Here is a 19,087-nt window from a genome sequence, read left to right as displayed (position 1 = left end):
GCTTAGATTTACGCGCCCACCTTCTTACCAAACTTGCTCCATATGGTCGACTGGGGCTTAGCCCAACCTCTTCCTGGAGCTGAAAGTTTCTTCATGCCTACTTTAGGCTGAATACGCTTCTTCCCACTTTTGGGCTTCTTAGGAATGACTGCCTTCACTGGTTTAACTGTTCTGATTGTTCTAATTGTTTTAACTGTCTTAACTGCCTTAACCGTCTTCACTCTTTTCTTTAGAAGCGGCTTTTTATTGTTCAGCACTTTTTTTCTCTTGCCTGCTGCTTTTTTCAGCATCGGCTTTTTCCTTGGAAGCAGCCTTTTCTTCAGAACAACACGTTTCCTTCGTACCAAGGGGCGCCTTGCTTGCGCAGATGGACTCGGCTGCGGTTGCGGCTGTGGCGGATTCGGATCCACATAAGGAATATCCCCGGCCATCAGCTGGTTGTGCAGGTGAAGGAGCCGATCTCCTTTGACAGGATGGATCGTATGATACATGTAATGGTGCATGGCGGCGTGCGCTTCATTCTGCTCAATCTCATGCTCATGCCGCATCACATTCAACCGTTGGTCCCGTGGAAACTCACGGCATTTCCCACCCAATGAGGCAGCGAAGGTGACAAAGAAAAATTCTTCCAAGGCCACAACTTGACTCTCGGAGAGCCATTGATCGACCAACGAGACATCCGCAGCTTTCAGCATCTTCTTCACAATACCGCGCCGGTAAACCTGCGTAGGATTAAAGTATCGAAGGAAATGGTCTGTCTGGAACAAGGAGCCCCAACGACCCCATTCTTCCCACATCGATTGCTTATTCATGTTGTCTGCCTCACGTACGTTGCGACAGGTTTGCATATCCCAACCCATACAGTCGTAGCCCCGCATCGTTTGATCCAGATAAGCCTCGAAGCCAGGCTTCACGAAGAGCATATCATCGTCAAGATTGACCAAATATTCGTAGTTCACCTTATGCTCATCCAGCCATTTCATTACGTCCCATAGAAAGGGCGCCAGATGTCCCCAGGTCAAGTGGCGGCTGTACTCGCAAACGGCGGCATTCATGCCTTTCCCGAATTGGCTGTCTTCGCCTCCGTTATAAAGGACAATGCCCGCTTCCGGGTTGAATTTACGAATATTTTCAATCTGTGCGGCAAGGACGTGCTCATCTTTGTGAGCCAACAGCGCAAACATGACGCGTTTGCCCTTCGGTTTGCCGCCATAATGGGTCATACGGAAGTTAATGGGTGCATCATATTCGGCTGTAATTCGGTACAAATCGTCCCATTGGGAGCCTGATATATTTTTATAGAGATCGCCGCCCCCGACACGTCTTGTATGTTTGACAGCGACCTCGTCAATAATGGCTAATTTTTGATGCGGATACCCCAGAACCTTAGGCCAAACAAAATCGAGGCCCCAGCCCGATTCACTCTTTTCAAACGTAGGCAAAAGCTTCTGGAAAGTTTCTCTCGTGTAGAGTGGAACCATAGGTTCAATGAACTGGGAATATCGTAAATGGTAGTTGCTATTTTGCAGCGTGATCCCATGTCCATAGTAGGAGTCTTGTGTTAAGCTCGGCTGTGCCAGCTCCAGACCCTGCTCCATGAAAATCTTGAACATGCGATTAATGTCAGAAGCATTCGCGCTTATATCATCATCCGGCATCCAGATCGCATCATAGTGGTAGATGCCATCCCCAAAGGCTTCAATCGTATCCTTCACCGTAGGCCATTTCAACCCTGGGATTTCATGATAGAAGTCACAATCGTTCACATACCTCTGCGGCGTATTTCCGAAATAACTAAGACAAAGATCGAAGTTTTTATACTCCGCAGGCTGCAGCCATTGCTGATGGATAGAGGTATCGCCCACTCTGCCGATTACAAGAAACCTCTTGTCACCTTTGACTTCAAATCGCGTCATTTCGCTCGCTCCTTTTTAACCCCATCGTTATTTCCTTTCGATAAACCGGATATAGTCCAAAATAGGCTGTCTCAAATCTTCCCGCTGCACCGAGATATCAAGAATCGCTTTCACATAACCCAGATGATCGCCAACGTCATGCCAGACGCCGTTAATCTCACAAGCGTGAACCGCCTCTTGCTCATTCAGCTTCGAGATCGCATCGGTCAGCTGGATTTCTTGCCCGACGCCCGGCTCCTGCCCCTCCAGGATGTCGAAAATAGCGGGGGTCAAAATATATCGGCCAATCATGGCCAGATTAGACGGAGCCTCCTGAGGCTTCGGCTTCTCCACAAGCTTCGTAATATTGTAAAAGCGATCAAACAACAGCTGGGCGTCAATGATGCCGTAGCTCGAAACATCCTTGGGATTCACAGGCTGCACACCGATAATCGATGTTTTGTACCTATCGAAATAATCCATCATCTGTTTCAAGCAGGGAACATCGGACTGTACGAATGTATCGCCAAGCAGAACAGCAAACGGCTCATCATTAATAAACTTTCTGGCGCACCAGATGGCGTGGCCCAAGCCTTTCGGCTCTTTCTGGCGAATGTAGTGGATATCGATCAGTTGCGCCGGTTCCTGCACCTTTTCCAGCATCCTCAACTTCCCTTTTTGCTGCAAATGGTATTCCAGCTCAAAAGCGTTGTCGAAGTGGTCCTCCAGCGCACGCTTGCCTTTTCCCGTCACAATGATGATATCCTCAATGCCTGAAGCAACCGCTTCCTCCACGATAAATTGAATCGTAGGTTTATCAATGATCGGCAGCAATTCTTTTGGCATCGCTTTGGTTGCCGGCAAGAACCGGGTACCCAGACCTGCTGCAGGAATTATTGCTTTCCGAACTTTCATAATGATCATCATCCTTCTGTGTGGATTGGGATAGGATGAACGATCACTTCATCCTACCGATGCTTTGATAGACGAATCCTTCTTCTTTCATCATGTAGGGATTAAATAAGTTCCTTCCGTCAAAAAGTACCGGCTGCTTCAGCAAGTTCTTGATACGGCCAAGGTCCGCCGACCGATACTGCTTCCACTCTGTAAATATCAACAGCGCATCCGCATCCATAAGAGCTTGATAGAGCCCTGTGAAATACGTAATATTCTCTTCACCTAAAGCCTGGTATGCATTCTGCAAGGCGACCGGGTCGTGAACTTGAATCTGGACCCCGCGTTTCCTTAACTGTTCGATGGTCTCAATGGACGGTGCTTCCCGAATATCATCGGTTTCCGGTTTAAAGGATAATCCCCATACGGCCAATCTAAGCCCCTTTAAATCTTCACCAAAATGGCCTACAACCATCTCAAACAGCTTTTGCTTCTGCTTATGGTTCACTTTATCGACAGCTTCTAAGATATGCGTTGGAATATTCCGCTCCGTGGCGCTTTGGATAATAGCCCGTACATCCTTAGGGAAACAAGAGCCGCCATAACCGACCCCAGCTGATAAAAAGTAATGGCCAATCCGATGATCGAGCTCCATCCCCTGACGAACCCGTTCAATATCGGCACCGACAGCTTCACAGATTCCAGCCATTTCATTCATAAAACTGATCCGTGTGGCCAACATCGCGTTGGAAGCATATTTGGCAAGCTCAGCAGAGGCAATATCCATGTGGACGATAGGAAATCCTTTGCTCGTAAGCGGCAAATATAGCTTCTCCATATAAGCCAGTGCTCTGGAGTTGCTGATCCCGACAACAATTCGGTTAGGGTTCAAGAAATCATTGACGGCAGCGCCTTCTCTTAAAAATTCCGGATTCGAAACAATATCGAACTCCAAGTCCGTGAGCCCTCGGTTCTTCAACTGCTCTTCAATGATGCCTCGTATGCGCTCGCTGCTGCCGATAGGAACCGTTGATTTCGTAATCACAATGGCATAATCCCGGATGCTTGCACCAATCTGCTCGACGGCCTTCATCACATAAGTAAGATCGGCAGACCCGTCTTCAGACGGAGGGGTTCCTACAGCGATGAAAATGAATTGGCTCTGTGCAACAGATTCGCTAATATCCAATGAAAAGCTTAACCGACTCTCTAGCACATTTCGTTCAACCAGCCGTTCCAATCCAGGTTCGTAAATGGGCAATTGACCGCTGAGCAATGCGGATATTTTGGCGGGATTATTATCCACGCAAATGACTTCATGCCCCATTTCCGCCAAACATGCCCCAACCACGAGTCCTACATAACCAGTTCCAATCATGCAAATCTTCATGGCCGCTCTCCCTTGTTGTGTAGAGTTCATTGATGCTAACCGCAGGTGCGGGTAGACATTAATCACTGTCATCTTAAAGTGTATGCGCCTTGTCTTATTACAAACTCGGACGGATAACTAACCCCTAGGAAAAATCAACTTCTACCTACCTGAGCAAGCTTTATTCTGCTTTTCGGGACAAACGTACAAACCACCCTTTCCCTCCGGTAATACAAATATCTAGACGGGTAAAAACCAATGTGTACGAAGGAGGATTACGCTTGGAAAGAATCCATATCGTCGTGGCTACCAATGACAAGTACGTGAAGCATTTGGCAGTGATGCTTACTTCCTTATTCGAACATAAATCAACGAATCGGCCCCTCTCCCTCTATGTGATCGACGGCAAAATATCTAACGAGAACAAGCAGAAGCTTCATAATGCCTTGAAATCCTACCAAGTGGAGCTTTCTTTTTTAACGGTAGAGGACTCTCTCTTTCAAGATGTCGTCGTTCGTTACCATTTGAGTAAAGAAACCTACTATCGAATTGCGATTCCAGCCCTCTTGCCGAAGGATGTCCGCAAAGCGCTTTATTTGGATTGTGATCTCATTGTGAAAGAGGATATTACCAACCTGTGGGATGTCAACATTGATAAGTACCATCTCGGCGCTGTGCCGATCCCCGGTAAAGTGCTTCGTTTCGAAGAACTTTCCATTCCTGAAAAATTTGGCTATTTTAACGCAGGCGTGCTGCTCCTGAACTTGAAAAAATGGCGTGATAACCAAACCTCGGAGAAAGTTCTACATTATATGAGAAAAAATCCGGAGAAGCTTAAATTCATGGATCAAGATGCTTTAAACGCCGTTCTGCACGAGAAGTGGCTCAAGCTCGACCCCAAGTGGAACTATCAAGTGCACCGTTCCCACCATCAGCGTTTCGCTCCGGCCATCATTCATTACACAACGGATAAAAAGCCTTGGAACAGCTGGCACAATCCCAAGTTTAAAGATGAGTATCTCAAATATGCGAAAAAAACCAATTGGAAACTAGACTAGCGGCACAACCCAACGTTCAGGAGGTCGAGTAATGAAAACAGATTGGTTAATCATTGGCGCAGGCTTCACAGGCGCAACGCTGGCAGAGCGAATTGCCTCCCAACGGGGAGAGAAAGTCCTGATTGTCGACAAAAGAGATCATATTGGCGGTAACTCCTATGACTGCTATGACGAACACGGCATACTGATTCATAAGTACGGCTCCCATACCTTTCATACGAACTCGAGTATGGTTTGGAATTACCTCTCCATGTTCACCCCGTGGCGTCCTTACTTTCATGAAGTGCGCGTGGTGATTGATGGCAAGAAGGTGCCTGTCCCTTTTAATCTCAACTCCATCTACGCCTTGTTCCCTCCCAAATATGCAGAAAAGCTGGAAGCGCTGCTGATTGACCACTTCGGTTATGGCGTCAAAGTGCCGATCTTGAAACTTCGCCAAAGCGCAAGCGGAGAACTAAGCGACTTGGCTGATTTTATTTATCAAAACGTATTCTACAAATACACGCTGAAGCACTGGGAGTTAGATCCGGAACAACTTGCTCCGTCTGTGACCGCAAGAGTCCCTGTCTACATCTCACGGGATAACCGCTATTTTCAAGACACCTATCAAGGACTCCCCAAACACGGCTATACGCCTATGTTTAACAAAATGCTCAATCATCCGAATATTAAAACTTTACTTAATACCGACTACAAAGAGCTCATCGGCGAAATAACGTACAAACGAATGATCTATACAGGACCGATTGATGAGTACTTCGACTATATGCACGGTCAGCTTCCATACCGCAGCATGCGCTTTGAATTCGACACGTTGGATACCGAGTTCCATCAGGAAGTCGGGACAGTCAACTATCCGCATGAATACGACTACACAAGGGTTCTGGAACAAAAGCATCTCACGGGTCAGCAATCTCCCAAAACAACCATTTCTTACGTGTACCCTGAAACCTATACCATAGGTAAAAATGAACCTTACTACCCAATTCCGCGCGATGAAAACAAAGACCTCTACAAGTTGTATCAAGCGGAAGCTGACAAAATCAAAGATACCGTGCTGTTTGCGGGAAGATTGGCCGATTACAAATACTACAATATGGATCAGGCCGTCGCTCGTGCGTTAACGCTTTTCCATAATGAGATTCAGAAATAAGCGTATAGGCAGAGGAGGCTGCATTCATGATTTGTATGGCTTTATTAGCTCACGAGAATGAACAAGCATTGCGCAATCAAATTCGTAATATCCGCAAATATAATCCCCAGGATGTCCAAATCGTCTTCTACAACGGCGGTCAGGATACGAATTTCGGTAAAAAGGTTTGTGAAGACGAGAATGTCCTGTACTGTCCTTACAGCCGTCCTTTGAAGCAGCGCACCAGCGGCCGGTTTTTCTATGATGTCATGAGGTTTCTTGAGGATAAAAAAATAGCCTATGAGTACCTGGTTTATTTGGAATATGACATCATGTTTGTCAATGGCGGGTTTCGCGAGTACTTGTTAAGTAAAATGGAAGGCTTCGACTGCCTGGTTAAAATACTTCGCAAAGAAGTCGATCCGAAAAATGCCTCGTGGCCTCCTGCCAGGGACATGTGGAAGGACTGGGAACGGTGGAAGTCGATTTTCGAATCCGATGCCTTCTACCGTACCTCCTCTCCGATGTCCGTCTTCCGTCATGGCATCATTAAGAAGATGCTTGGAGGACTGAATAAGAAGCGCCTGGAGCATCTGTTTGATACGTCGAACATTCCTTGTCTGGGTGAAATGCTATACATTACATTAGCCAAAAAATACGGCGGCAAATGTAAAATTTACGGGGATAACACCAAACGGTTTCTACGATTCCGCCCCGCCATTACACGGAAAGAAATCAAAGAGGCTAAAAGCCGGTCTGACGTTATGTTCGTTCATCCCGTGAAAGACGCCGAAGTTCGTGATTGGATTTTTAATCAACCTTAGGAGGCTGGAACATGCTCTGTTTTGCACTATTAGCGCATGCCGATGAAAACGCCCTCTACAAACAAATCCGTAACATTCGCAGATATAACCCGAATAACGTACTCATTGTTTTGTACAACGGCGGACCGGATGCAAACTTCGGCAAAGCCCTTTGCAAAAAAATGAAAGTCATGTACTGCCCTTACAGCAGGCCTTTGCAGAAAGGGAAGACGGGGCGTTTCTATTATGACGTTATGAGATGGCTAGAGGAGAAAAACGTCAACTACGATTACTTAGTCTACACCGAATATGATGTGATGTTCGTCAATCACGGATTTGAACGAATGGTCGAGAATGAGCTTAGAGACCACGACGCTCTGGTGAAATTAATCCGCCATGAGAAAGACCGTAAGCGCAATTGGTGGATTCCCGGCAAAACGATGTGGAAGGAATGGCACCGCTGGAAGCCGTTCTTCCAGACGGACGATTTCTATGGGACCTTTAATCCGATGCAAGTGTATAGGCGTTCCATCCTGAAGCGGATGTTGGCTATCATTGATACGCCTATGCTGGAACAGTTGTTTGACGCTACGAATGTATACGCCTTAGGCGAGATGCTCTATATTACACTGGCCAAAAAATGCGGCGGACGCTTAAAAGCTTACCCTAAACCGAGTGTAGACTATCTTCGCGTGTACCATCGCATTCGTCTGGACGACGCCAAAGAGGCAAGTACGCGGTCTGAGGTCATGTTCGTCCATCCGGTCAAGGACGCTGATGTTCGCGATTGGATTTTCAACCTTAAAAAATAAAGGAGGAAGCCGCATGATTTGTTTCGCTCTATTAGCCCACGAGAACGAACCTGCGCTTCGCCAACAAATTCGAAACCTTCGGAAGTATAACCCGAATGCTTTTATCGTGCTTTATAATGGCGGCACGGACAGGAATTTCGGCAAAGAGGTCTGCCAGAGCGAGCACATCCTGTATTGTCCGTACAGCAGACCCTTGCGCAGAGGACGGACCGGAAGATTCTTCTACGACGTCATGAGATGGCTGGAAGATATCCGAATTCCCTACGAATATTTGGTGTATACCGAATATGATGTGATGTTCATTCACGGCGGATTTGAGTCGTTCCTGAGCAATCACATGGAGGACTACGATTGTTTAGTAGAGGCTCTCAAAACAGAGACGACGCCTCACAAAAGCAATTGGACAACAGCACTCGGCATGTGGAAGGAATGGGGACTTTGGCAGCCGTTTTTCCAAAGCAATCACTTCTACGGCACGTTCAACCCGATGCAGGTTTATCGGCATAGCCTTGTGAAAAAGATGCTGGCCAGAGTGAACAAACCTTTGTTCGAGCAAATTCTTGCCAAAACGGATGTTTTTGCGCTGGGAGAGATCCTGTACATGACGTTAGCCATGCAGTGCGGAGCCAGGTGCCAAGAATATCCTGCCAAAATCAGGCAGTGCTTCCGCTATCGGCCAAATATTTCCTTGCAAGAAATTCAAGCGGCTTCACAGAAGTCGGAAGTCATGTTTGCCCATCCCGTCAAAGACGATTCTGTCCGCGCTTGGATAAGCGCATTATGATCAAGCAGCCAAGGAGGAAACCATAATGAAACAAAAAATTCTGGTTACCGGGGGGGCGGGATTCATCGGAAGCCACCTGGTGGACTCTCTTCTCTTGGATGATAATTACGAAGTGCTTGTAATCGATAACTTTGACGATTACTATGAGCGCAAAGTGAAAGAGAACAACATTCAGCATCACTTGCGTTCACTTAGATATGAACTAATCGAAGCCGACATTCGCGACAGAGCCGGTATGGACCGCATATTCAGCGCTTGGAAACCGGACGCCGTCGTCCATTTAGCCGCCAAAGCCGGTGTCCGGCCATCCCTCGAAATCCCGAGCACCTACGTCGACGTCAATCTTGCGGGCACGGTCAATCTGCTGGATGCTGCCGTCAAATACGGCGTTTCCAAGTTTGTTTTTGGATCGTCCAGCTCGGTGTACGGCTTGAATGACAAGGTGCCGTTCTCAGAAACGGACCCTACCCTGCTCATCGCCTCGCCATACGGCGCCACCAAAGCTTCAGGCGAAGCGCTGTGCCGCAGCTACAGCCATTGCTTCGGCTTGCCGATTGTCGCTTTGCGCTTCTTCACCGTATTCGGTCCCCGGCAGCGGCCGGATTTGGCCATTCATCTGTTCGCCAAAAAAATCGCAAAAGGCGAACCGATTTCCCTGTTCGGAGACGGCACGACCAGTCGCGATTATACGTATGTAGCAGATATCGTTGGGGGCATCCGTAAATCCATCGACTTCGACCATCCCGGCTACGAAGTGTTTAACCTCGGGAACGACCACCCGACCAGTTTATTGGACCTTGTCACCGTGTTGGAGAATGCGATGAACAAGAAGGCAATCATCCACTGGAAGCCGATGCAGATCGGCGATGTCCCACGAACGTGGGCCAACTTCGAGAAAGCGCACACACTACTCGGCTACACGCCATCGACGAGCTTGGAGGCTGGCATTGCGCGCTTCGTGCAGTGGCTGGAGGCGGAGTCGCTGGCTTAAGCGGCTTGGCCTTGGGCGGTGGCGCTTAGCGGAGCCTGAGGGCGCTATTTCTGCCGTATCGGCCCGTTTTACATTCTTGGAGAACTACAGGGCTTTATTTCAACGGATTGGGCTGAAATTCCGCCCAATTGTTGAAATAAGGGACCCTAGTTCCCCTTCCGTGCGAAAACGGCCCATTTCGCCGAAATAGCGCCCTGTGGTTCCCCTCGGCCGGGCCGCAAAGTTGGCCCTCACACACAGCATATGCTACTAGTAGATAACGCTGATTCCTCCTGCTAATTGCTGCAATTGTTCCACTTTTTCTAAAGTAGCTGGATTTTCTGGCGTTAGTTTTGCCGAGTATGCCCAATTCTCGCCTCCTACCGGCGATTTAGCTGGGGTTTCTACCGTTAATTCTTTCCCTGCCACTGAGCAGCGCAGATGAACGGTAGTTTTTCCAGCTACTTTAGCTGAGGCGTCTTAGTGAATGCTCGCCTTGCAGCACATAGAGGAACCTGAGGGCGCTATTTCTGCGTTTCGGACCGTTTTCACATTCTTGGGGAACTACAGGGACTTATTTCAACGGATTGGGCTGAAATTCCGCCCAAATTGTTGAAATAAGGGACCCTAGTTCCCCTTCCGTGCGAAAACGGCCCATTTCGCCGAAATAGCGCCCTGTGGTTCCCCTCGGCCGGGCGGCAGACTCGGGTTCTGCTCCTGCTCCTAGCCCCAGCTCCAGCCCCTCCCTTGCTCTGGCCCCACCGGCTCCGCCCTACCCAACCGTCGGCGGCAGCCCCTAACGCGGAGCCGCCCCGCAGCCCAAAAAGGCCAACCGTAAAGTTGGCCTTCCCACACACTGCCGCCGCCCTCGCCACCTCTCACACATACAGCTCTTGCAATCGCTTAGCAACATGCTGGAACCCATAGTTGCCCTCCACAAATGTGCGGCCAGCACGGCCTAACTCATTCGCTTTCGATGGATTCGTGAAAATGTGGCTGATCGAATTCGCGAATGCCCATGGATCGGTATAGGCGCTTATGACGATACCGTTCTTATGGTTCGAAATGATCTCGGCATTGCCCCCGCGATTCGTCGTAATGATCGGGAGGCCCGCCCCCATGGCCTCGTAGTGCACTCTGGCCAGCGGCTCCTGCCACTGGGAGCTGCAGACGAACACATCCCCGAGCAGGTAAATCGAGGGAATCTTGCTTGGGGGCACAAAGTTCGTGAACACAACTCTGTCTTTCCCCAACGAATCGCCAAGCCTTCGCAAATTCGAGATATAATCGTCTACACGGTTATCGCTGAACCATTTGCTTCCGACAATGACCAGCACGGCGTCATTATGTTTTTGGACGACCCGCTGCATGGCCTGCAGCAGAACATCGGCCCCTTTATTGGCAGACAGCCGTCCAACGAATAACACAACCTTTTTATTTTCGACGCCGTATTTTTTGCGCAATGCCTTTCTTTCGGCCTGAGCATCTTCCCGCCATATGGGTTTGTACTGATCCAGATTGATGCCAGAGTACACCGTCTTCACTTTACTTGCAGCTTCAGGGAACCGATCTACGATCGTTTTTCCAATGTAGTTGGAAATGGACATGATGTTGTGGGTTATCTTCACCACATGGCGACCCTTGTCATCGGGCAGTTTCTGTTGACGAAACATCTCATTATGACAGCTCAAAACAACCCGGCTCTCAGGCATAGCCTGCTTGATAATAGGGACATACATGGGACGGTTAAACACATGGATAACATCAAATGTCCGATTACTGGCCTTCAACTTTTTCAACTCGTTGGCGACGTTTATTTGATAATCATTTTTCGGCACCCGGATATAGGTCACACCTTTTACCACCTCCCGGTCACGAAGGTCATTATCTTTTATGCAAAATACCGTTATTTCATGGCTCTCGCTTAAATAGGGAATCACGCCATCGATGAAAATTTGAATAGCTCCTCCCCGAATAGAAGGAACGGTTAGCATTTCTGTACAAACCAAAGCAATCCTCACCCTGTTCACTCCAATCGTATACGGTTTCATGTGGTTTCATATAAATTCGATAGTCGTTGCGCATACTTCTCAAAGTTATAACGATCCGTAATCAATTTCCTATTCTCGCGTCCTATTCGGATGCGTTTCTCGCTGTTGCTTAACAAGGTGATAATGGCCTGAGCGTAAGCTCTTGGGTCTGTGTAAAGATCAATGATACAACCGTTTTTCTCATTTAGAACAAGCTCGGGATTCCCGCCCCGATTCGAGCTGATGATCGGGATGCCGGCTGCCATAGCCTCATATTGAACTCTTGCAAGCGGCTCCTGCCACTGGGATGGGACCACAAGCACGTCGCTCATTGTATAATAGCTGGGAAGCCTGTCTACCGGTATAAAATTGGTGAAATATATATAAGAGGACACAGCCAAAGCTCTTTTTCGAAGTTTTGTAACATAGGTGCTAATGGTCCGGTCACCATACCACTTGCTGCCAATGATCACTAGCGCTGTTTTGGGATATTTTCTGATAACGAGCTTCATGGCGTTAATTAGATGATGGCACCCTTTTTTGGGCAGCAGCCTGCCGACAAAGAGGACGACATGGAAGCCAGGAGGGATACCCAATTCTCCCTTTAGCTTGTCAGCAATCTTTTTACCTTCCCTTGTAAAATGAGGCGTAAACCGCTTAGGATCTTCTCCCGTATAGAGCGTGGTGATTTTGCTACTGACAGCAGGAATGGCTTTGATGATGTCCTGTGCAACGAATTTACTGACCGTAATGAGATGATCGGCTAGTTCGTAAGCTTGAAGTGCAGCCTGATTACGCGTCTCATGATTGATTAATAAATTGTGAAGCGATAAATAAACGCGGGCATCCGGAACGGCTCTCTTCATTTCTTCAACCCAATTCGGTCTATTAAATAATTGAACTACGTCAAACAATCGTTTTTCACAGTAGCTCAGCACATCATTGAAATACGTGGATTGGTCATAACGAATGAATCTCACACCATTCGTCCGTTCATCATTGCTGAGCGAAGGATCCTGTATCGAAAAAACAGTAACCGAATGGCCCAATCTGCTTAAGTATGGAGCCATGCGATCAATCAATAATTCAATCGCTCCGCTTTTGATCGGTGGACAGGGCAAAGAATCCGGGCAGATTAAGGCAATTTTCATGAAAGTCCTCCTTTCGTAGATACATGCCATTTAGGGTTATTCTCTATCCTATTCTTCAAGACACATAAATGATTGTACATATCCAAAAAAAGCTCCGCGAATCACACACAAAAAAAGGATCACGCACATTAGACGCGATCCTTTTGGAGGAAGCCATTATCCTTTTGTTCCTATGGAAATCCAGTTTATGATCCCGTACGCGTCCGGTGAGAAACGGGAACGCACAATAATCATTTGCGCTGAATTCGTTTGTTTTTGTTTGATTACGGCATAACACGAAGAATGGCTGGTTGTCGCTGTGATGACATAGTTAACATCGGCATACGGCTCATCAAAGAGTAACGTGACCTCGACGATTTCGTCCTGCACCTTCAATTCAAAAGGAACCAACCCGAATTGCTGCAGAGCCGCCGGCTTTGCCGCAGGAGTATGCACGGCATTGAAGCTAAGCTTGCTCTCATCCACACTCCCAGCCGCCAGCTTCGTACCTTCGACTGCGCCCTCCGCCAAATGTTTTCCATGAACGGCGCCGGCGATGATTTTACTGCTGTCTACGCTGCCCGGCGACAGATGGAAGCTGCTAATCGAGCTAGACACCAACTTGCTACCATCCACACTGCCCGGCGCCAGCTTGCCGCTATCCACGCTGTTAGCCGCCAGTTTGGAACTGTCAACGCAGCCTGCTCCAAGATGGAAAGCGCTAATCGAGCCGGAAGCCAGCTTGCTGCCATCGATGCTGTTCGCTTGGAGCTTAGCGCCATTCAAAGCACCTTCCGCAAGATGTTCACCACTCACCGCACCGGCTGCCAAAATGCTGCCATCGATGCTGCCTACCGCCAGCTTCGAACCACTCAACGCGCCGTCGGCCAAGTGATCTGCCGTCACTGCGCCCAGAGCCAATTTACTGCCGTCCACGCTATTCACAGCCAGTTTGCTGCTGTCGATCGCGCCATCCGCAATATGGCTGCCGTTTACCGCGCCGGCTGCAAGCTTGCTGCTATCGATACTGCCTGACGCCAGTTTCCCGCCGTCTATAGCACCTTCCGCAAGATGTCCGCTGCCCACCGCACCGGCTGCCAACTTACTGCCATCCACACTGCCGGCGGATAAATGGTAGCTGCTGATCGCGTTAGAGGCTAATTTGCTGCCGTCAATGCTGCCTGCCGCCAGTTTCGCGCCGAACAGGGCGCCGTCCGCCAAATGGTCTCCTGTGACTGCGCCAGCGGTCAATTTGCTGCTGTCTACGCTGTTCGCAGCCAGCTTGCCGCTGTCAATCGCGCCATCCACGATATGGCTGCCGTTCACTGCGCCAGCGGTCAACTTGCTGCCGTCGACACTGCCAGCCGCCAGCTTCACAGCATCCACTACACCGTCAGCGAGATGGTAGTTGCTTACTGCACCGGCTACCAGTTTACTGCCGTCCACGCTGCCTGTTGCCAGTTTCGCGCTTGTCACCGAGCTCACATTAAGATGCTCGCTGCTCACCGCGTTATCTACGAGTTTGCTGCCGTCCACGCTAAGCGCCGCCAGCTTGCTGCCGTTCACGGCACCTGGTGCGATGTGATCGCTGTTCACGGCGCCGGACACCAATTTGCTGCTGTCCACACTGCCGGGTGCCAGCTTCGCTCCATTGATGACCCCGTCAACCAGATGATCTGTTTTTACAGCGCCTACTGCCAGCTTAGAGCTAACGACACTGCTATCCGCCAGCTTCGACCCATCAACGATCCCTGCTACCAGATGGCTTCTCAGCACAGCGCCTTCCGCCAGCTTCGTGGAGTCAATGCTACTATCCGCCAAATGCTCCCGTTGAATTGCGCTTGGAACCACTTTGCTGCCGTCCACGCTGCCTTTTGCAAGCTTACTGGCGTCAATCACTCCGTCCACGATGTGCTCATGGTTCACAGCGCCAGCGGTCAGCTTGCTGCTGTCCACACTGCCTGTCGCCAATTTCGCGCCATACACCGAGCTATCCGCAAGATGATAATTGCTAATCGCGCCTAGGCTCACTTTGGTGCCATCCACGGAATTTGCCGCAAGGTTGTTATTTTCGACCGCCGCTTCTGCCAGATGCTCATTAGCGATTACGCCAAGTCCAATCTTCGCTCCACTAACGGCGCCATCGGCCAGCTTATCGCCGGTCACAGCACCAGCTGTCAGCTTCGCGCTATCCACGCTTTCTTTCGCCAGCTTCGCGCCGGTCACAGCACCTTCCGCGATGTGCTCGCTGCTAATCGCCCGTGCAGCCAACTTCGCGCTGCTGATCGCTCCATCGGCCAAATGCCTTGAGCTTAACGCACCGGCTACCAGCTTACTGCCATGAATGCTCTCATTAGCCAGCTTCGCTGCCGTAATTGCGCCGTCAACAATATGCTCGCTATGCACAGACTTGTTGGAGATTTTGCGGCCCGTTACGCTGGAATCAGCCAGTTTAGCTTCAGTCACAGCCTGCTCACCTAGTTTGCTAGTTGTTACGGCCTGCTCCTGCAATGACCTGGTAGAGATCGCTCCTGGTTGCATATGCTGCGAACTAACGGCACCATTCGCCAGCTTATCTTCGGTGACAGCCGCTTTCGCAAGCGTTTCTCCGGTAATGGATTGTTCCATTAACTTCGTTCCATCCAAGCTCCTGTCAGCAAAAATATTGAGTGTAATCGAGCCCTGCGCCAAGTGCTGGGACGAAATCGCCCCCGGCTTCAGATGGCTGCCATCGATACTGTTTTCCTGAAGATGGCGAGTTTCAATGCTCATGGAAGCAATTTTCGTACCCGTCACCGCTTCTTCAGCAATTTTACTTGTCGTAATCGTTTGATCCTGCAAATGCTGCGTTGTCACGGCCTCTTCAGCAATATGATCGCGCCCAATCGCCGATTCCACGATTTGTTCAGCGCCAATCTCGCCATTTCCGATATGCTCCGAGCGGATAGCGCCTAAGCCCAGCTTCTCACTCGTAATGATCCCATCCAGCAGGTGTGTCGTTCCAATCGTCTCTGGCGAAAAGTGGATACCAAGAATCGCCCCTTCGGCCAAATGTTCACTTGCCACGATGCCTTGGTTCAAATGCTCGGCGGTGATCGAACTTACTGCAAGCTTATCAGCGGTCACGCTTTGCGACTTCAGCTTCGACGTATCTACACTGCCTGCCGCCAATACATCTGTCGTCACAGCTCCCTCTTCCAATTTGGAGGAAGAAATGATCCCATCGGCCAAATGCAGCTGCGTGATTGCCCCTTCGCTGATATGCCTTTCCTCAATGAGATTCTCCGTTAAATGGCTTGATGTAATGGACTGATTTTGCAATTTCGAGCTGGAAACGATGCCGTCAGCCAGATGCCAGTTTTGAATCACTTGCTGCCGGATATGTTTGCCTTCAACCGTGCCTTCAACCAGCTTGGATGAAGTGATCGACTCATCTTGCAGCTTGGCATTGGATATGCTGTTGTTGGCAAGATGTTCACTCTGAATCGCCTGTTGTTGGATATGTTTGGCTTCAATCGAGCTTTCCACGAGCTTCGAAGAGGTGATCGATTCATCCTGCAGCTTCGCATTAGAAATGATATTGTCAGCGAGGTGTCCGATTTGAATGGCTTTCGGGAAAATATGTTTATCCTCTACCGCATTTGCAGCTAGTTTGTCTGCCGTAATGGAGCCATCCTGGATCAGTTTAGCGTGTATTGCACCCTCTGCCAGATGTCCGGATTGAATCACGCCGGAAGCAAGATGTGAGGTTTGGATAGACCCGTCTGCGAGGTGCTCCGTGCGGATCGAAGACTTCACGATGTGCTTAGCTTCAATCGACAACGGGGCGATCTTTTGATTCGTAACGGCTTGATTCGCCAACTTCTCCTCTGAGACCGATAAAGGAGCGAGTTTATCTTCTGTAATAATCTGACTTTCCAGATGGTAACTGTCGATTGCCCCGTCAGCGATGTGATCGGCTTCAATTTGACCTGGCGCAATACTCCGGCTCTGAACGCTTCCATCGGCCAAATGTTCGTTGAAAATAACTTTGGACTGGATATGAACGGAGCATATGCTTTCATTCGCAATTTTTTCTTCCGTAACAGCTTGATCTCTTAACTTATCCGTTGTAATCGCGGCATCCATTAGCTTGGCGGTATCGATGCTGTAATTGGAAATATGTTTGGCTTGCACTGCGCCGCTACGTATTTTGTCCGCTGTAATCGACTGGTCGTCAATCAGCTCATTCGTAATAACCAACTCGGATAAATGCTGCGACAAAATGGAGCCGTCCGCAATCTTAATGGAATCAATCGTTTGATCGGCAAGCTTATCCGCTGTGATGCTGTTATCCAGCAGTTTGCTTCCGGGAATCGTTTGATCCTGAATTTTGTCACCGGAGATGCTGTGTGGAGCGATATGTTCATCATAAATGCTGTGCCCGGCGATTTTATCACGCGTCACGCTGGCTGATGCTAACTTTGACTGATCGATCGCAAAATCCTTAATGACTTTCGTCCCGATGCTTTGCGGCTTGATTTTACTTTCGTCAACCGAACGATTTGCAATTTTCTCCCAAGTTATCGCTTCTTCCACGATATCATCCGTGTAGACGACAGGGTTTACAAATTTGCCTGTTTTACGCTCAGAAAGCAGCAGCAGCGGAGGTGCCGGCACGGAGGTCTGAGATACATTTACCACCGTTGCGGGTTTATTTACTTTGGCCGGCTCTACAATCGAAGTTTTCACTGCCGGTGTTTTGGGCGTCGTCGTTTTGGGAGTAATACTTGTTTCAACGACGGGTGCAACTTTTGGACTTGTTTCCGCTTTCTCCTGCTTAACCGGAGCAGGTGAAGGCTGTTCACTTTCATCGAGCCATTTCAACTCATTTGTTCGGGAGTTCACTTTTTGCACATAAGGCCTTTCTCTGTTGCTGCTGCTCTTACGCTTACTCATAGACTCCTCTCCATTCCACATAAATTGGTCATTTGTAACATATTCAAGCTCAATCCCAGATGTACGTTAGCCCTGAAAAATGTGCGGACACCCAGATAAATAGTTACCTCCCCAATTTATGCTTGTATAACTCATACCTCATTTCTGCCGCTTTATCCCACGTGAACAATTGATCGACTCTTTGAATACCTTGCTCCCCCATGGCTCGTCTCAGCTCTTCATCTGCCAAAAGACGCAATAAATACAGAGGCAGGTCCGACTCGATCTTGCCCAAATCAACTAAACACCCGACCGTCCCATTCTTAATCACTTCGCCGATCCCGCCTGAATTTGTCGCTACGACAGGAACTCCAGAAGCCATAGCCTCAATATTTACGAGTCCAAAAGCTTCTCCTTCCTCGGAAGGCACGGCAACAACGTCAGCGAGGTGATACCATTTCGGGATGTCAGCGTGTGATGTGTAGGGGACGAATTTCACATTCTGAGGCATCTTGCTCCCTTCCCGGAACAGCCTTTTCACGTAAGCCGTCGATCTCCTGGAGCCATAGAAGGCACCGCCGACTAGAATTAAGACCGCATTCGGCTCCGTCTGAATCACCGTTTTCATCGCTTTGAGCAGATGGTGCACCCCTTTTCTCGGGATAAGCCGACCTACGAAAAGAATGATCTTCCGGTTCTCATAGCCGAGCTTTTGCAACATTTGAGCGCGGGATTCATTCCCCTCCGGAGACCATCTTGACGTAAATTTGGTAACATCGACGCCCAAATGCTGCGTCACAATTTTATGTGCGGCTGACGGTACTTTCGCCTGCACCGCCTGCTTGAGATAATCGCTATTGACGATCACGACATCCGCCGCGGCTAGGCATGCCTTCAAATATTTCTGTGAGATATAAGGCAAAGAAATAAATATTTTTGAGTGCAGCACCAGACTAATGAAGCATCTTGGAAAACGTTTGCGCAGATAGAGCACGAAATGCGGCCGATTCTCAACCTGGATGACGCTGGGTTTTCGCATCGCGATTTTCCGAGAGACGGCGGAAATATAGGAACGAGAGCCCCCGTAAGGAACCCTTATATACGTACATCCTTCCCGCATTTCACTTCGTGGTTGATACTTCGTTCTTCTCCCCAGAACACAAACGGGCATAAATGTAACGAGCTTTTCGGCCGTTTTTTGGACAACCTGTTCAACCGAAGAGCTTTTTCCTGAGGGAATGGGAAAAGAACCTGGCGTAACAATGACAACACGCATAGGTCTCTGGCTCACAC

13 protein-coding genes are annotated in these 19,087 nt (G+C 49.0%); 6 read left to right on the top strand and 7 right to left on the bottom strand.

Annotation, left to right across the window (positions count from 1 at the left end):
* Positions 1–8: 8 nt before the first annotated feature.
* From AC3WTJ_RS00475 to AC3WTJ_RS00465, 3 genes are read right to left on the bottom strand one after another with little or no spacing between them, the layout of a single operon-like run.
* The gene (locus AC3WTJ_RS00475) at positions 9–1,916 is read right to left on the bottom strand and encodes a DUF707 domain-containing protein (protein ID WP_492520107.1); all 1,908 of its coding nucleotides are present in this window, start codon (positions 1,914–1,916) and stop codon (positions 9–11) included.
* Positions 1,917–1,943: 27 nt separating this feature from the next.
* A complete protein-coding gene (gene galU, locus AC3WTJ_RS00470) occupies positions 1,944–2,810 on the bottom strand; it encodes a UTP--glucose-1-phosphate uridylyltransferase GalU (protein ID WP_127456578.1) in 867 nt (288 codons plus the stop codon).
* 43 nt (positions 2,811–2,853) lie between these two features.
* Positions 2,854–4,179, bottom strand: coding sequence for a UDP-glucose dehydrogenase family protein (locus AC3WTJ_RS00465; protein WP_492520106.1), 1,326 nt, complete (start codon positions 4,177–4,179; stop codon positions 2,854–2,856).
* 260 nt (positions 4,180–4,439) lie between these two features.
* Here AC3WTJ_RS00465 and AC3WTJ_RS00460 point away from each other — a divergent pair, with 260 nt between their 5' ends.
* From AC3WTJ_RS00460 to AC3WTJ_RS00435, 6 genes are read left to right on the top strand one after another with little or no spacing between them, the layout of a single operon-like run.
* Entirely contained in the window at positions 4,440–5,216 is a 777-nt protein-coding gene (locus tag AC3WTJ_RS00460; RefSeq protein ID WP_157325908.1) for a glycosyltransferase family 8 protein, read from the top strand.
* Between the two features lie 31 nt (positions 5,217–5,247).
* Positions 5,248–6,369: a UDP-galactopyranose mutase gene (glf, locus tag AC3WTJ_RS00455; protein ID WP_492520105.1), complete on the top strand. Its 1,122-nt coding sequence runs from the start codon at positions 5,248–5,250 to the stop codon at positions 6,367–6,369.
* Between the two features lie 26 nt (positions 6,370–6,395).
* Complete coding sequence (locus tag AC3WTJ_RS00450; RefSeq protein ID WP_492520104.1) at positions 6,396–7,172, top strand: hypothetical protein; 777 nt, start codon at positions 6,396–6,398, stop codon at positions 7,170–7,172.
* A gap of 11 nt (positions 7,173–7,183) precedes the next feature.
* Positions 7,184–7,963, top strand: coding sequence for a hypothetical protein (locus tag AC3WTJ_RS00445; RefSeq protein WP_492520103.1), 780 nt, complete (start codon positions 7,184–7,186; stop codon positions 7,961–7,963).
* A 13-nt stretch (positions 7,964–7,976) separates the two neighbouring features.
* Entirely contained in the window at positions 7,977–8,747 is a 771-nt protein-coding gene (locus AC3WTJ_RS00440) for a hypothetical protein (RefSeq protein WP_492520102.1), read from the top strand.
* A 25-nt stretch (positions 8,748–8,772) separates the two neighbouring features.
* The gene (locus AC3WTJ_RS00435) at positions 8,773–9,738 is read left to right on the top strand and encodes a GDP-mannose 4,6-dehydratase (protein ID WP_492520101.1); all 966 of its coding nucleotides are present in this window, start codon (positions 8,773–8,775) and stop codon (positions 9,736–9,738) included.
* A gap of 857 nt (positions 9,739–10,595) precedes the next feature.
* Here the strand turns inward: AC3WTJ_RS00435 and AC3WTJ_RS00430 are convergent.
* From AC3WTJ_RS00430 to AC3WTJ_RS00415, 4 genes are all read right to left on the bottom strand, one after another.
* Positions 10,596–11,738: a glycosyltransferase family 4 protein gene (locus AC3WTJ_RS00430; protein WP_492520100.1), complete on the bottom strand. Its 1,143-nt coding sequence runs from the start codon at positions 11,736–11,738 to the stop codon at positions 10,596–10,598.
* 26 nt (positions 11,739–11,764) lie between these two features.
* Complete coding sequence (locus AC3WTJ_RS00425; RefSeq protein ID WP_492520099.1) at positions 11,765–12,898, bottom strand: glycosyltransferase family 4 protein; 1,134 nt, start codon at positions 12,896–12,898, stop codon at positions 11,765–11,767.
* Between the two features lie 156 nt (positions 12,899–13,054).
* Positions 13,055–17,815, bottom strand: coding sequence for a WIAG-tail domain (locus AC3WTJ_RS00420; RefSeq protein ID WP_492520098.1), 4,761 nt, complete (start codon positions 17,813–17,815; stop codon positions 13,055–13,057).
* A 103-nt stretch (positions 17,816–17,918) separates the two neighbouring features.
* Positions 17,919–19,085, bottom strand: coding sequence for a glycosyltransferase family 4 protein (locus AC3WTJ_RS00415; RefSeq protein ID WP_492520097.1), 1,167 nt, complete (start codon positions 19,083–19,085; stop codon positions 17,919–17,921).
* Positions 19,086–19,087: the final 2 nt, after the last annotated feature.

The sequence above is a fragment of the Paenibacillus sp. FW101-FHT12H11 genome (genome assembly GCF_058790355.1).
This window is presented reverse-complemented; position numbering and strand designations above follow the sequence as displayed.